The following is a 16,630-nucleotide window of genomic DNA, read 5'->3' as shown; positions in this document are numbered from 1 at the left end:
AAAACGAATATAAGGCACCGGACAGTCCGGAAGGAGCGTATGAAAGGCGGGCTTCTGTCAGACTGGGCGGTGCCTTTCTTCTTAATTTCCTTCGATATAATCATGATAGAAAGGCAAGGTGCATCACAATGCGACGGACCAGACACTTATATACATATCTGCTAATCCTGCCGGCACTGCTGATATTTGGAATCTTTTTTGTGGTACCCAGCATCTACGGAATATACTATTCCCTGACAGACTGGACGATAGGGAAGGATACCATCAGTTTTGTGGGGCTTGAGAATTATAAGACGATTTTTCAAAGCGGTGAACTGAAACATGCCATATATAATACCTTCGTATACGCCATTATTGTGGTGATCGGGAAAAATGTCAATGGGCTTCTGCTGGCGCTGGCGGTAAACACAAAGACAAAACTGCGCGGATATTTCCGGGTGATTTTCTTTCTGCCATGCGTGATCTCTACGATCATCATTGGGCTTGTGTTTGTGCCCATTTTACATCCTAACGGAATTCTGAATGAATTTCTGGGGCATGTGGGCCTTCAGGCCCTGCAGCAGGAATGGCTGGTGGATACCAGGATCGTGATGGTCTCCATAGCGGGGGTGTCAATCTGGCAGTGGAGCGGGTATCATATGGTTGTTTATCTCGCCGGCCTGCAGGCAATACCGGCGTCTTATTATGAAGCGGCGAAGATAGACGGGGCCAGCGCCCTGCAGAGGTTTACGAATATTACGTTTCCGATGCTGGCCCCTGCATTTAATATTAATATGCTGTTAAGCCTGATCGGGGGGCTTAAGGTATTCAGCGAGCCTTATGCACTTACGAACGGAGGACCCGGAAATGCGTCTCAGGTAATTGCACTGGAAGTGTTCTCTAAGTTTGGAAGAGGCCAATGGGGGCTGGGCACCGCATTGAATGTTACGCTGGCGGTTTTCGTCTCGATTATCTGTATTCCGGTGCTATATAATATGCGGAAAAGGGAGGTGGAGGAATAATGTATGGCAGAAAAAAAGAGAAAATAACGAAGGTACTTCTGCAGATCGTGCTGATTCTGATTTCTTTGGTTATTGTGATTCCGCTTCTGATTATGCTGCTGGGGGCTTTTAAGAATTCGGCAGAAGTAACAGCGTTTGATCTGACACTTCCGGAGCAATGGCTGGTGGAAAATTTTAAAACCGTCTTTGAACAGGGGAAATTACTGCTGGCATTTAAGAACAGTATTCTGATCACCATAGCTTCCACCGTGATCACAATATTCACAAGCTCACTGGCATCCTTTATTCTTGCCCGGCGAAAGACCAGGTTTTCCAGATTCTTGTATTATTTTTTCTTTATCGGCACGATTATCCCGATGCAGATTATGCCTACGATTCGTTTATTTACGGTGCTGGATATCTATGGCGGTTATCTGAATGTTATCATTTTATATACGGCGATCAACATCCCCTTCAGCTGTTTTCTGTACACCGGATTTATACGGGGGATTCCGGGGGTGCTGGATGAATCCGCATTTATCGAGGGGGCATCCACACTGCAGACGTATTTCTATATCATACTTCCGCTCCTGAAATCATGTAATATCACCGTATTGATTCTTCTGTTCACAGGAATATGGAATGAAATCAATATTCCGCTTTACTTCTTAAACGACCCGGCAAAGAGGACGCTGCCCCTTTCTGTGTATCAGTTTTTCGGAATGTATGGGGGGAGTAACTGGAATCTGGTGTTTGCAGACCTGACACTAGCGGCGCTGCCGGTGATCCTGCTGTTTTTGTTTATGCAGAAGCAATTTATCAGCGGTCTGACAGAAGGAGCGGTAAAAGGCTGATGTTTGACTTTTCAGTGTTATTTGGGATAATAAAGGAGGAACAGTCATGCAGACCAGGAGGAGAGAGATCAGTATGAATTTTAAGTTCAGGACAAAACTATATGTCGTATTTTCTGTTATTATCTTATTTGCAGCAGCATCTTTCAGCCTGTTTATCCGAATGCACATCTTTAAACAGATGGAAGAAGAGTCAGCCCATAATGATATGCAGCTATGCATAAAAATATCCGAAAATGTAGACACCTATATCGAAAAAATGGATGATATTACGAAAAAACTGATCTCAAATCCGGGACTTCTGCAGATTATGCGGGAGGTGAAAAACAATCCCAAAGCACTGTCGGACTATGAGGAATTAAAGAGGAACCGAGAAATCGCAGCCATTGTTTCCAATGCGATTACGCTGACCTCTTTTCCTCATGTCAATGTATATCTTTACAGTCAGGATGGTTCTTTTTCTTATATATACAACCAGCACAAAAGCAATTTTGAATCTGCCCTTACAATGGAGGATAATGGAGAAAAACTGGGGAGGAAGGAGCTTGTTATCTATGCGGATCATGACAGCGGCGCCCCGGATGAACAGGGTGCAACGATATCATTTATCCGTGCGGTCTTTGATGTAAGCGCCAACAGATATGGTTATATTGAGGTGCAGTCAGATTATAAGAAGCTGGATGAAATCTGCAACATTAACCATATAGGCAATGTATTTCTTTTGAATGATAAAGGCGATATCGTATATCCGTCCAGTTCCGTTTCTGCAGAGGAGAGCGGTTTATTAAAAAGAAATTTGGCACAAAAGAATAAAAGCGGTGTATTTAGCCTGGAAAACCATATGTACTTTTATGCCTCATCAGATTATTCGGGGATCACGACTTATATACAGTATCCAAAAGATACGATATATTCCTCAATGAAATTACTGCAGCATACTACAATTATCTTTTTTGTGTGCGTGACGGCTGCTGCAATTCTGATGGTAGTTGTATTTTCGCGGATGCTGGTAAAGCCTCTCCAGGAACTGCGCAACAGCGTATTGAAGGTTACCTATGAGAATATGGGGCTGAATCTGGAGGATGTCTCTAATAATGAAATTATCGAGCTTAAAGATGCGTTCCAGAAGATATTGGATGATCTGAAATTAGCGGCTTTCAGAGAAATCGAGTCCAATAAGGCGGAGGCAGGGGCGAGGCTTTCTGCCCTGCAGGCGCAGATTTCCCCGCATTTTATCCATAATGTTCTGTATTCGATCAGCATCTCTGCAAGAGAAGGCCGCACAGAGGACGCACAGGCCATGTGCAAACAGCTTTCGGACATGCTGCGCTATACGGTGAATTCCAATGCACATACGGTAACACTTGGAGAGGAGATACAATACATTACAAATTATCTTGCACTTCAGAAGCAGTACTATGAAGATTTCCTGCAATATCAGATTGAGGTGCAGGAGGAGGCGCGTTCCATCCTGATCCCCAGGCTTTGTATACTTCCATTTGTAGAAAATGCCATACAGCATGCTTTTGAGGGACAAAAGCCGCCCTATCATATCTGTGTAACGGCAATCGCCAGCGACGGGAAATGGAGAGTTGAGGTCAGAGACAATGGGAGAGGATTTTCAAGGGATAAAATTAAAGAGATCGAAAACAGGATGAAAGAAGAAAGCCTGGTCATCAATATGGAAGACAGCCCTGAGGGGGAACCAGGCATGGGAGGATTGGGGATTCTGAACACACTCCTTCGGCTGAGAATCTTTTTTGCGGGAGATTTTGAATTCAGTATCAAGAATAATTCTCCGGCAGAAGGCGCTGCAGTCTGTCTGGGCGGCAGATTCATATCTGAGGATGAGTAGTGTCTAATAAGTTATGGAAAACGCAAATACTAACAAAAGGGGTCTGACCCCTTTGCACAGGGGGAGGGATGAAACATGTATAAGTTTCTTGTTGCGGAGGACAGCAAAGTCATCTTAAGAGACATTGTCCATCTCATAAATGAAGCGGGCTATGATTCCGTTATTAAAACGGCATATGACGGGGAAACTGCTCTGGAGCTTTTAAAAGACTTTGAGCCGGATATCATCTTTACGGACATCAAAATGCCGGTCATAGACGGGCTGACACTCATCCAGAAGGCCAAGGCGCTTTATCCGGGGGTTAAAAGCGTTATTATCAGTGGATATGCAGACTTTACCTTTACCCACGAGGCTCTGATGCTGCAGGTAGACGACTATATCATGAAGCCTGTGGATGCAGGGGAGTTTGCAGTGATTTTAAAGAAGCTGACCATGAAGGCGGACAGCAAAAAGGTAGAGGAGGAAGAATCCGCCCTGCAAAAGATGATTCAGGAAGGCATTGGAGCAGAGGAGAGCGGATTCCCGGGACGTTACATGCTCTCTTTGGTACGGGTAGGGCTTTTTCAGCAGTATGCGGCGCCCTTATCAAAGGAACTGGTCAAAGAAATCATGACAGAGAACAAGGCGGGGCCGGATGTTCGGACAGCAAACACCAGACTGAACAGTGAAAAAATCTTGATGTTTAATCTGGAAAGGAGTTCCCCAAAGAGGATTATGCTGTTAAATAATTTACTTTTATCGGAACTGCGGAAGAAGTATACACGCGTTAATATTATCTGTTCGGGCTGTCTTACGGATATTACCCAGCTTCATATGCAGTATACGCATCTCTCTAACCGGCTGGGAAGAATGGTGATGCTGGACTGCAGCAAAGTCTTTGAGGATGAGAAGTATACGGAGGTGAGAGAGCGCTATATCCGGCAGAAAGAGGAGATCGAAGTATTCCGCAGGAAAATAGAATGGATTCTGAAAAATAAGGCTGCAGATGATTACCACAAAGAAATCCATAAGAATATTCTTTCCTGGGAAGAAAAGCATTATACCGTGGTGGTACTGCGGAAATTCCTTTTGGCGCTGCTGGATGAAATGTTCGCGGCAGCAGGCGGGAATGGAGAACTGGCGGATGAGCCGGGTACGTTGGCGGATCAGATACTGAATGACTGCAGAAGGTACGGGGAACTGGAAGAATGCCTGCAGGGGTACGGCGAATTTATGTCGGCCTCAAAAGAGGACAAAAGCGGAGTATCGATGGAGGCTGCGTACAAATTGGCCGAATATATGCAGGCGAATCTGTATAAGAACTTATCTCTGCAGGAAATAGCGGATTATTTTGATATCTCGCCGTCCTATATCTGCAGGCTGTTTAAAGTATATTACAGTGATACCCCGATCAGTTATTATAACAGGCTTAAAATCAATGAAGCAAAAATGATGCTGGAGGAATACGAGAACATACGGGTGAAGGATATTGCAGAGATGCTGGGGTTCAGTGATCAGTATTACTTCAGTAAAGTGTTTAAACAGCAGTATGGAGTCAGTCCAATCGTGTATAAGTCGCAGATGCAAAAGGATATTGCGGACGAAACGGGCGGCTGAAGATAAAGCTTGAGACTGCCGGAAAAAGTGGGCCTTAGCGCAGTGGGCCGATACGTTCAAAATATTCCCTCCCTCAGTCTATGATATTCCATTTACCATCAGCCCTGCGGGACGTATAATCTGTTCATAAAACCTAGCGATCCATCCGGCATCGGACGCCGGCAGGCACGAGAGGAAATTCTGAATCATATGAAGAGAGGACAAGGAGGATTTTATGAGCAGTTATGGTATGAAAGCAGTGGAATTTGCCCTGAAATATCCACCCATGGGAATTGAAAAAAGACGAGAGCTTCTCCCTTATAAAAGTGTGAGCAGCCTGTATCCGGCTAAGGCGGATGAAGATGTTCTGGTGACTGCAAACGGGAGGCAGAGAATTGATATTGTGGGGGACCCTTATCATGAACGCGTAATTTACCGCCGTGAAAGGATCATGGATATGCGCTGGAAGGACACTCCAGAGCCGCCGGATGTGGCTTATGCGATCCCGGAAGCGAGAAATTATCTGAAACAGGGGAAGTTTGAAGAGGCTGCAAGGGTGATGGACGAAGCAACGAAAGCAGCGGGGTATGATCAGTGGATAGACAGCCGCCCCTTTGGCGTTGAATTTCCGCGCCTGCATCCGCGTCTCCATTCGGTGATTGAGCTGCTGACCGAAATCGAAGAAGGAAAGGAGCGCTGCGATTATCTGCGGTATCTTGATATGATGTCGGGAGAAGCAGTGGTGCGCATACAGGACGAAAAAGGAGGCGTTCTCCGCAGGTCTTTCGTTTCCTTTGATAAAGAGGCGGTTGTGCAAAAAACAGAGCGCCTGAATAAAGAGCAGTTTGATATGAACATACGCTTTGTTGCACCGGGGGGGTACGATCTTCCCGACCATTTCGACCAGTTTGTGCTTGTTACCTATAACGATATGTATCGGATAGAAGGCAGCGATGTGGAAATCAAGACAACGCCCGAAAGCTGCACGGTATCATTGGCATATGACCCGCAGTTCGGTGAACGTGGGTACTGCTGCTGTTCTGTGATCCGCACGGATGGAAAGGTGTCCTGCAGAGAGGGCGGTTATCTGCAGGTGGAGGGAGCAAAGGAGATCACCATTATTTCCCGGACCGTAAAATATGAAGAAGCATACCGCCATTCTCTGGCAGAGCAGGTGCTGGAGGAAGTGAACCAAATCCAGGATTCCTATGAAGATATGCTGGCGGCAAACCGGGCATATCTGGAGCCTTTGATGGAACGCTCCGTGATACGGCTTGACGGGGATTGGGCTATGGCGGCAGAGGAACTGCTCAACGAACAGCACGGCGGCGGTGAGTTAAGTGCTATGATGCTGGAAAAGCTGTACGATATGGGACGTTTCTTTATGATAACGGACACCGGAGATGATCCGCCGTCCCTGTTCCAGCATAATATTAATACCAACCTGCAGGTGTGTTCCGGGAACATGACAGGGCTGCCTGAAATCATGGATACATATTTCAAATTCTACGAGGACAAATTCGATGACTTCCGCCTGAATGCAGAGCGTTTCTACGGAGCGAGGGGTGTACTTGGAAACATTCACTGTGATTATAATTCAGGTAAGTTCTATCAGTTTTCAATTGTATATCCACATTACTGCTGGACCGCATGTCTGGGATGGATATATAACGAGTTCTGGGGGCACTATCTGGTGACAGGTGACAAAGAATTCCTGCGTGAACGTATTGTCCCGGGACTGAAGGAAATCGCATTATTTTATGAAGACTATCTCTCTGATGTGGATGAAAATGGAAAGGTAATGTTCTATCCGAGTTATTCGCCGGAAGATCCTTCTATGAATGATTATCACGTACCCTTCCCGAAGGACGTCTATGCAATGAATGTGAATTCGCTGATGGATGTGATGGTATGCAGAGAGGTACTGGATAACCTGATGGAGGCGTGTGAGGTTCTTGGCCTGGACGAACCGGATCTTCCGAAATGGAAAGCGCTCAGGGGCAGGCTGCCGGACTATCTGATGGATGAGGACGGGGCGATTAAGGAGTGGTCCTTCAAGTATTCAGGGGAAAACTATGATCACAGGCACGTCTCCCACCATTATGATATCTGGCCGGGGAGGGCTGTCTCACCGGAGAAAACGCCGGAGCTTGTAAAGCCGTTTATCCTTTCCAACCGGAAACGGGGGCATCAGGATGATTCTGCCCATGGCGTCATCCATCGGTATTTTACGGCGGTAAGGCTGGGCGATCTGCCGGATGCCATGCATAACCTCCGTACCCTGATGGAGCACGGCTACGTAACACGTACATTGAACACTGTGCACTATCCATACCGGGTATTCTGTCCGGACCTGCTGGGGGCTATGCCGGCAATTGTCCTGGAAATGCTGGTATATTCCGATGAAGGTTTTATAAAGCTGCTGCCTGCAGTTCCCGGGGATTTAAGCAAAGGAAATCTGGAAGGAATGTGGCTTTATACATTTGCTAAGATTGAGAAGATGAGCTGGGATATGGATGCCGGAAAAGCGGAGGTTGAAATATTTAGTATGGAAGACCAGGTGATTTATGTTTCTTTCCCGGTGGGCTACAAGGAGATGCGGGTTGACGGGAAGCTGTATGATAAAGACGAAAATGGAGCCGATATAGAATTTAAAAAGAATGCAGTGGTTCATTTAGAATATTTATTCTGAGCAAAGGGCACCCCGTAATGCATGCCCCTGTGGGGCGGGTTTGCAGCAAGCTGCAAATTAATGTATGAAAAAGGAGGCGGAATATGGAACGGCTGGAAATATGCAGACCGGCAGAAATAAAAGAGGTACAGATTCAGGATACTTTCTGGTCACAGTATATGGAATTAGTAAGGGATACGGTGATTCCCTATCAGTGGGAGATTCTGAACGACCGGGTGCCGGACGTTGAGCGAAGCCATGCGGTTCGGAATTTTAAAATTGCAGCAGGCATGGACAAAGGCTGTTTTTATGGGGAGGTGTTCCAGGACAGCGACCTGGCAAAATGGCTGGAGGCTGCGTCATACTGTCTGGAGAGCGCTCCGGAGCCTGAGCTGGAAGCCGTCATGGATGAGGTGATTGATCTTATAGCCGCGGCCCAGCAGGAGAATGGGTATCTGGATACCTATTTTTCGATAGGGAATCAGGAAAAGGAATGGACCAATCTGTATGAATGCCATGAGATGTATTGCGCCGGACATATGATGGAGGCGGCGGCTGCCTATTACAGAGCGACAGGAAAGAGAAAGCTGCTGGACGTGATGTGCAGATGTGCGGATCATATTGCGGAACATTTCAGGAAAGGGGGACAGAAGGGGTATCCGGGCCATCAGGAGATAGAACTTGCGCTGGTTAAACTATATGAAGCGACGGATAACAGGGAGTATCTGGAGCTAAGCTGTTATTTTTTGGAGGAGCGTGGCAGGGAACCGAATTATTTCGTATGGGAATGGGAGAATTTACGCCAAAAATGTTCCTTTAAGACAAACCTGCCGGTGGAGAGTCCTGACCTGGTTTATAACCAGTCACATTTGCCTGTGCATGACCAGACTTCGGCAGCAGGCCATGCAGTCAGGGCAATGTATATGTATGCGGCAATGGCGGATGTGGCAAGGGCCGCAGGCAGCAGGGAAATGTACCAGTCATGCAGACGGCTCTGGGAAAATGTGGTGGAACGGCAGATGTATATTACCGGGGCGATAGGCTCCACGCGGACAGGAGAGGCTTTCACCGCGGATTATGACCTGCCCAATGAGACAGCATATGCGGAGACGTGCGCCTCCATCGGATTGATCTTTTTTGCGCATCGAATGCAGATGATAGAGGCAGACGGGATATATGGGGATGTTATGGAAAAGGCATTATATAATGTAGTTCTAAGCTCCATGTCGCGTGACGGAAGACATTTCTTCTATGTGAATCCGCAGGAAGTCTGGCCTCTGGCTAATGAAAAGAATCCGGACCGGAGGCATGTGCAAACAAAACGCCAGAAATGGTTTGGCTGTGCGTGCTGTCCGCCTAATATCGCAAGACTGCTCTCTTCTCTGGGAAAATACGTGTATTCCTATGGAAAACATACGCTGTACGTCCATCTCTATATAGCCGGGGAAGCAAGGATAAAAACAGGCCATGGTGAATTCTTCGTACGGCAGAACGGCAATTATCCGTGGGACGGTGATATCCGGCTTACGTTGTGTTCAGTGCCGGATGCGGACAGCAGGATTGGGGTGCGGATCCCGGGATGGTGCCGTGAGTTTGAAATACGGCAGAATGGAAAAAAGGTAGAATGCCGGGTGGAAAAGGGGTATGCATATCTTGAAAATGGCATCCGGGCGGGAGATGAGATACATCTGCTGTTCTTTATGGCCGCAGAACTGATCCAGGCAAATCCAAAGGTTCGGGCAGATGCCGGAAAGGCTGCAATTCAAAGAGGGCCGGTTGTGTACTGTCTGGAAGAGGAAGACAACGGAAGCAATCTTTCGGCAATTCGGTTAGATACGGACTGTGGACTGCAGATTGCTGAAACTGTACTGCCCGGCGGCATACCAGCAATTACGGCAAAGGGATATCGTACGGAAGAAGACGGATGGGCGGCGGGGCTCTACCGGCCATATATACGGCAGGAGAACGAAGTGACAGTAAAAGCGGTACCCTATTTCCTCTGGGGGAACAGAGAGCCGGGCGAAATGCTGGTGTGGGTGCGCGTGTAAAGGAGGAAGCCAATGATACATTATCGGAATCCAATCATCCCGGGATTTTACCCTGACCCGAGCATTTGCCGGGTGAAAGAAGACTACTTTCTGGTGACCAGTTCCTTTGAATACTTTCCAGGAATCCCTCTGTTCCACAGCCGGGATCTGGTTCACTGGGAACAGATTGGGCATGTTCTGACCAGAAAAACGCAGGCATTGCTGGAAAAGTGTCCGGCTTCCGGAGGCATATGGGCGCCTTCAATACGTCACCATAAAGGCAGATTCTATGTGTCAGCCACGAACTTCAGCCATGGAGGAAATTTCTTTGTCTGGACAGACGATATTTATGGAGAGTGGTCTGACCCAATGTGGATGGAGCAGGGCGGGATCGATCCTTCCCTGTTCTTTGACTCTGACGAATGCGTATATTTAACAAGCACCTATGACCTGCCGGACAGCCAAGCGATTGGGCAGTGCCGGATGGATATCGATACCGGGAAGAGGCTTTCCGATACGAAGATCATCTGGGAAGGGAGCGGAGGCAAATATCCCGAGGGCCCCCACATGTTTAAGCGGGAGGGATGGTACTACCTGCTGGCAGCGGAAGGTGGAACGGAGTACGGTCATATGGTTACGATTTCAAGAGGAACCTCCCCATGGGGTCCGTTAGAAAGCTGTCCGCATAACCCGATACTGACCCACCGTGATACGATGCTGCATCATTTTCAGGCAATCGGGCACGGGGACGTAACCGATACAAAAGAAGGGGACTTCTGGATGGTATTCCATGGGATTCGGACAAGCCAGTATATGCTCCATCATCTGGGCCGGGAAACCATGCTTGCCCCTGTTACATGGGACGAAAACGGATGGCCTGTGGTGAATCAGGGGGAAAAGATTCTGAAAAACATGGAGGTCATGCGGCTTCCGGAGGAAGATTATGAGATCAGATTGGAGGATCCGGATTCCTTTTATGGTTCTGTCTTGCCTAAGGTGTGGAATTATTTGAGGAACCCGGATCTGAGCCGGTACAGCCTTACTGACAGGAAGGGAAGCCTTAAGCTGGCCGGTGGGGATGAGACATTGGATGAACTATGTTCACCTGCATTTGTGGGGCGGAGGCAGCAACACTTTTGTATGCGGGCTGAGGTATGGCTGGATGCCGAACCGCAGGGCCTGCAGGAGCGTGCGGGATTAACGGTTTATCATACGAATGAGCACCATTATGATCTTGCTGTATCATGCAGGGAGGGGAAACGGTGTGTAATTCTGTATAAAAGGGTGGGCGATATGCAGACGGAGAGCCAGCCCTTATTTTTGTACGGTCCGGGAAAAGTGCTTCTGAGGATTGAATCTGATGAACTGGAGTATCGTTTTCTTGCGGGAAGAGATGAGAATCATCTGCAAATGGCAGGCAGCGGGAGGACACAGCTTTTATCAACAGAGTGTATGCCCATGACCTTCACCGGATGCTATGTGGGGGTGTTTGCTGAAAAAACAGACGCTTGGTTTGAGCGGTTTCAATACCGTCCGATATAGAGGATGGGGGAAAAGCATTGCTATGCACGGCCTATAGCCCGTACAAAGTTACAAATAAACCACCCCGCCCATGATATGAAAATCAACTAGCCCCTATTCATATATTTTCTTTCCATAATATGGTATAATTAGTTGAAAAAAATATTAAAGTCAGTAGTATAGAGGAGGATTCTTATGAGATTTGCATTTATCATTATGGGAGAGGATTTTGATTCACTGAAAGATTGTGCCAGTATACACGAGGGAGCGGTGCAGACAATAGGCGTATCAAGTGTGGAAGAAGCATGCGAAGTATCAAAAAAGCTATATGAAGAAGGGATAGATTGCATTGAACTCTGCGGTGCTTTTGGAGAAGCGGGAGCTAAATCAATTATTGATGTTACAGAGAATAAGATTCCGGTCGGATATGTGACTCATCTGCGGGAACAGGATGAGATTTTTGAAAAGGTGTTCAGCGGAATGTTATGATAACCAAGGTGCAGCCCATAACTCATGCTCTTCGGCAATGCTGCAGAAGAAGGTATTTAATAGATTTAGAATGAGTATATGAGAATAATTTAAGGAGTGCAAATAAGGACGCTGTGATAAATAAATAGCGTCCTTTTTTTGTACCCCGTTACCAACTATAATAGACTTACAATTGAAAAAGTATGAAGAAAATATAAGGAGGCACAACATGGAGAAATGTTATTTGGCCGTTGATATCGGGGCATCCAGCGGACGCCATATGCTTGCATATATGGCCGAAGGCAGGATGCGTCTCGAGGAAGTGTACCGCTTTCCGAATGGCATGGATAATAAGGACGGTACCTTGTGCTGGGACGTAGAGCGTTTATTCAATGAGATCAAAAACGGGCTGAAAAAGTGTAAAGAGCTCGGAAAGATCCCGGTTTCGATGGGGATTGATACCTGGGGCGTTGATTATGTGCTGCTTGATAAAGAAGATAAGATTCTGGGAGATACCGTAGGATACCGTGACAGCCGTACCAATGGGATAGACAAGAAGGTATACGAGAAGATCACTCCGGAGGATTTGTATGCAAGAACAGGAATCCAAAAGCAGGTCTTCAATACCATTTACCAGCTGATGGCGGTGAAGGAGAGTCATCCGGAACATCTGGAGCAGGCGGAGGCAATCCTTATGATTCCGGATTATTTCCATTTCCTGCTGACCGGTGTTAAGAAGAATGAATACACCAATGCCACAACAGGGCAGCTGATTAATCCTACGACAAACGACTGGGATTACGAGATGATCGATATGCTGGGATATCATACAAAAATGTTCCGTCCGGTATCTATGCCGGGCACTGTGGTTGGCAATTTCACAAAAGAAATCCAGGAAGAAGTTGGCTTTGACTGTAAAGTCATACTTCCTGCCACTCATGACACCGGCTCAGCAGTACTGGCCGTTCCGACCAACGATGATAATGCAATCTACATAAGCTCGGGTACCTGGTCACTGATGGGGATCGAAAGAAAAGAAGCAGACTGCTCTATGGAAAGCATGCAAGCCAACTTTACAAACGAAGGCGGCTATGACCACAGATTCCGCTTTCTAAAGAACATTATGGGATTATGGATGATCCAGTCAGTAAAAAAAGAGTTTGCGGAGGATCTGTCCTTTGCAGAAATCTGCGACAGGGCGTCCAAAGAAACGATTCCATCCATAGTAGACTGTAATGACGACTGTTTCCTGGCACCTGAGAGCATGATAAAGGCAGTGCAGGATTTCTGCAGCAGAACAGGACAGCAGGTTCCGCTGACCGTTGGAGAGATTGCGGCAGTCATATACAACAGCCTTGCAAAATGCTATGGCGATACCGTGAAGGAGATCGAAGCAATCACAGGCAATACATACGACACGATCTACGTAGTGGGCGGTGGCGCCAATGCCGGATATTTGAATGAGTTGACTGCAAAATATACCGGAAAGAAAGTTTCGGCAGGCCCCACCGAGGCAACTGCAATCGGCAATGTAACCGTTCAGATGATGCATGATGGCGTGTTTGCAAGCCTTCCAGAGGCGCGGATATGTATCGATCGGTCATTTGATATAAAGAAGTACGATGAAAATGGAAAACAATTCTGACAATGAGATGCAAAGGGGTCAGACCCCTTTGAAAAATGAAGGAGGATTTACGATGACAACGAAGGAAAGATATGAATCAGCGAAAGAGATCTATGGGAAAATTGGTGTGGATACTGATAAGGTTCTGGAAACATTAAAGTCTGTTCCGATTTCTATGCACTGCTGGCAGGGGGATGATGTTGGTGGGTTTGACAGTGAGGGGGCGCTTACAGGCGGTATCCAGGCTACAGGAAATTATCCTGGTAAAGCAAGAACACCGGAAGAACTGATGGCAGATATCGACAAGGCTTTGAGCCTGATACCAGGAACACACAGAATCAATGTTCATGCAAGTTATGCTATTTTTGAAGAAGGCGAATGGGTAGACCGTGATAAGCTGGAGCCAAAGCATTTTGCTAAATGGGTGGAGTTTGCTAAGGAAAGAGGTCTTGGATTGGACTTCAACCCGACCTACTTCTCACACCCGAAGGCCGATGAATATACTCTGACAAGCCCGGATGAAGAGATCCGTAAGTTCTGGATCGAGCATGGAAAAGCCTGCATCCGCATCTCTCAGTATTTTGCTGAGGAACTGGGAACGCCTTGTCTGATGAACATCTGGATTCCGGATGGTTTTAAGGATATTCCGGCTGACAGGCTTGGACCGAGAGCGAGATATAAAGATTCTCTGGATCAGATTCTGGGAATTGACTATGATAAAGAAAAAGTGCTGGTATGCCTGGAGTCTAAGGTGTTTGGTATTGGCCTGGAAGCTTACACAGCAGGTTCAGCAGAGTTTACGATGAATTACGTGATGAACAAGGGGATTGTGCCTCTGATGGACAATGGACATTATCATCCGACAGAAGTAGTTTCTGATAAGATTTCATCTATGCTTCTCTTCAATGATAAGATTGCTCTTCATGTAACAAGACCAATCCGCTGGGACAGTGACCATGTAGTACTGCTGGATGATGAGACAAAAGAGATTGCAAAAGAGATTGTAAGAAATGATGCTCTAAACAGAGTGATCATCGGCCTTGACTTCTTTGATGCAAGTATCAACAGAATCTCCGCATGGGTAGTGGGAATGAGAAATATGCAGAAGGCTCTGATGTGTGCGATGTTAAGCCCCAATGCACGGCTGAAAGAACTGCAGGATACACAGCAGTTTACAGAGCTGATGGCAATGCAGGAAGAACTGAAATGCTATCCGTTTGGCGATGTATGGAATTATTTCTGCGAAATCAACAATGTTCCGGAGAGAGAAGACTGGTTTAAAGAAGTTCAGAACTATGAGGCGGAAGTACTTTCTAAAAGAGCCTAACCTTAGATGATCTTTAGCAAAACTGTTGCTTTTGTGGAGATTTTCCTCCACTTAGAATCAAAAATAAATACCTTACCAAAGAAATGGCTCAGATACCGTTACTATGCGCGGCTCCTGTGCCGTGAACAGTAACGACAGCGGTTCGGTATAAGAAGAAATCTAAAATTGACATTTAAAGCAAATTTGTTATAATATACTTAACAAGACAGCCGGGATTGATAGATGAAGTCTATCCGTACCGGGTAAGATGTTATTTCAAAGAGTAATCGCCTATCCTACCAAGACGGGGCGATTACTTTTTTTGCTTATCATAGAAACTTTTCACAAGCGTAATGATAGCAATAATCATCAATACAAATGTAAATAAGTTATCGTATGTAACATACATAAGCACCACCCCTTTCGTTATACTCCGAAACGGATGGATCCGCCCTCCCGGCTGCCTGGGTAAGTATACTATTTTTGATGGGGTTATTCAGGACTGCCCGGCTGATCTATTCCTTAAGCCGCTTCAAATCCAGATAAAGTCCTTCTACCGTATGCACACGTATTCTGTCAGAAAAGCCGTATTCCTCCATTGCCTCTGTTTCATTCAAACGAAACAGGCAGACTGTTACCGTCTGTTTCTGTCCGTCAATAATCCAGTACTCGCGGACTCCCAGCTCTCTGTACAAATGAACCTTTTCAGAACAATCCAGCTCTTTGCTGTCAGGTGAGACGACTTCCGCAGCGAAAACAGGAACTTCTGTAATCTTATATCCAATGATTCTGCCGGGATGCAGAATTATGGCAATATCGGGAATCAGTATAGTATTTCCTCCATTGAGGTAAAAACGAATGGGAAAGGTAACAGCTTTGCAGGGAGAAAAAGATTCTTTGCCATATGATACAATCTGACAGAGTAATTCCGTGATGACAGCCTGATGCATAAATGAAACAGGAGGTCGGGTTAGAATATATCCGTTCATTAGCTGGGTATGAAGAGAAGAAGGCAGCAGTTCATAATCCTGGCGGGAGCACTGCCCCTGCTTTTGGGCAATCCAGTCAGGTAAACAGCTTTCCGATTGTGCGCCATTTAACACAGGCTTCCTAGCATTATCATTTGTCTGGCTGTCCTGGGAAAGATCTTTAAAATTACTCATGGAGCGCCTCCTTTACAGTTGAGAGTACTCTTGATATAGATCCATTTTACATGCAAAGGCAGGCAGAGTCATGCAGTTACAAACTGCTTGACATACTAAGCAGTAGCTAAATTTGTGCCGCCTGTGTTATGATGGAAAGGGAAGGAAGTGAGGACGGATGAAAGAAAAACAGAATAAAGCGGGAGGCGGTTCGGCGGAGGGGGAACGAAAAAAAGAAGATCTATCCAAGATAAGCCGTTACCCCGGGATTCAGATGGCAAGAACAGGAAAGTGGCTGCGTTTCGTCTGCAAGATTCAGAACATACCCGTAAAAAAGATCTGCGAATGCCTTGGCCTGGGATGCCCCCAGTCGGTCTATGGCTGGTTTGGAGGGAGAACACTGCCATCTCTGGATAACTTCTACACGTTAAGCCAGATGCTGCACATGCCCCTCGATGAGCTCATCATAAACTGGGATGAGCAGCTGCCCGGAGGGTTTTGCAAAAGGGTGGGGAAGGCCGGCATAAGAATCCTGTCATACCGCCTGAAGCTTTAGTATGCAAGATAACTGATGTGACCGGCTGAATGTTCCATAAAGAGTTCAAGATGG

At 46.5% G+C, this 16,630-nt stretch carries 12 protein-coding genes; 11 read left to right on the top strand and 1 reads right to left on the bottom strand.

Annotated elements, in window-relative coordinates; translation table 11 throughout:
* Nucleotides 1-128: 128 nt before the first annotated feature.
* The 10 genes from GKG43_RS07745 to GKG43_RS07700 all read left to right on the top strand — a co-directional run bounded on the left by GKG43_RS07745 (nt 129) and on the right by GKG43_RS07700 (nt 14,899).
* Nucleotides 129-1,001, top strand: coding sequence for a sugar ABC transporter permease (locus GKG43_RS07745; RefSeq protein WP_055153296.1), 873 nt, complete (start codon nt 129-131; stop codon nt 999-1,001).
* Nucleotides 1,001-1,834: a carbohydrate ABC transporter permease gene (locus GKG43_RS07740; protein WP_055153298.1), complete on the top strand. Its 834-nt coding sequence runs from the start codon at nt 1,001-1,003 to the stop codon at nt 1,832-1,834. Before GKG43_RS07745 ends, GKG43_RS07740 begins: the two co-directional genes overlap by 1 nt.
* A 46-nt stretch (nt 1,835-1,880) precedes the next feature.
* Nucleotides 1,881-3,686, top strand: a complete 1,806-nt coding sequence (locus tag GKG43_RS07735) for a sensor histidine kinase (RefSeq protein ID WP_129878933.1) — start codon at nt 1,881-1,883, stop codon at nt 3,684-3,686.
* Nucleotides 3,687-3,761: 75 nt separating this feature from the next.
* Nucleotides 3,762-5,282, top strand: coding sequence for a response regulator (locus GKG43_RS07730; protein ID WP_055153301.1), 1,521 nt, complete (start codon nt 3,762-3,764; stop codon nt 5,280-5,282).
* Between the two features lie 214 nt (nt 5,283-5,496).
* Nucleotides 5,497-7,953, top strand: coding sequence for a glycoside hydrolase N-terminal domain-containing protein (locus GKG43_RS07725; RefSeq protein WP_129878932.1), 2,457 nt, complete (start codon nt 5,497-5,499; stop codon nt 7,951-7,953).
* 83 nt (nt 7,954-8,036) lie between these two features.
* Entirely contained in the window at nt 8,037-9,980 is a 1,944-nt protein-coding gene (locus GKG43_RS07720) for a beta-L-arabinofuranosidase domain-containing protein (RefSeq protein ID WP_055153307.1), read from the top strand.
* 12 nt (nt 9,981-9,992) lie between these two features.
* Complete coding sequence (locus GKG43_RS07715; protein WP_129878931.1) at nt 9,993-11,501, top strand: glycoside hydrolase family 43 protein; 1,509 nt, start codon at nt 9,993-9,995, stop codon at nt 11,499-11,501.
* 174 nt (nt 11,502-11,675) lie between these two features.
* Complete coding sequence (locus GKG43_RS07710; RefSeq protein WP_055153309.1) at nt 11,676-11,969, top strand: DUF6506 family protein; 294 nt, start codon at nt 11,676-11,678, stop codon at nt 11,967-11,969.
* 208 nt (nt 11,970-12,177) lie between these two features.
* Nucleotides 12,178-13,593 carry a rhamnulokinase gene (gene rhaB, locus GKG43_RS07705; RefSeq protein WP_129878930.1) on the top strand — a complete coding sequence of 472 codons (1,416 nt, stop codon included), beginning with the start codon at nt 12,178-12,180 and terminating at the stop codon, nt 13,591-13,593.
* A gap of 52 nt (nt 13,594-13,645) precedes the next feature.
* Entirely contained in the window at nt 13,646-14,899 is a 1,254-nt protein-coding gene (locus GKG43_RS07700; protein WP_050640132.1) for an L-rhamnose isomerase, read from the top strand.
* Between the two features lie 494 nt (nt 14,900-15,393).
* Here the strand turns inward: GKG43_RS07700 and GKG43_RS07695 are convergent, their stop codons facing one another.
* Nucleotides 15,394-16,041 (bottom strand): Uma2 family endonuclease, encoded by a 648-nt coding sequence (locus GKG43_RS07695; protein WP_129878929.1) that lies wholly within the window; start codon nt 16,039-16,041, stop codon nt 15,394-15,396.
* A 157-nt stretch (nt 16,042-16,198) separates the two neighbouring features.
* Here GKG43_RS07695 and GKG43_RS07690 point away from each other — a divergent pair, with 157 nt between their 5' ends.
* Entirely contained in the window at nt 16,199-16,576 is a 378-nt protein-coding gene (locus GKG43_RS07690; protein WP_050640130.1) for a helix-turn-helix transcriptional regulator, read from the top strand.
* Nucleotides 16,577-16,630 lie beyond the last annotated feature (54 nt).

The organism is Eubacterium sp. BIOML-A2 (assembly GCF_009680135.1).
Lineage (GTDB): Bacteria > Bacillota > Clostridia > Lachnospirales > Lachnospiraceae > Faecalicatena > Faecalicatena contortus_B.
Note: the sequence above shows the minus strand (reverse complement) of the source record. Positions and strands in the feature narration are given on the sequence as shown.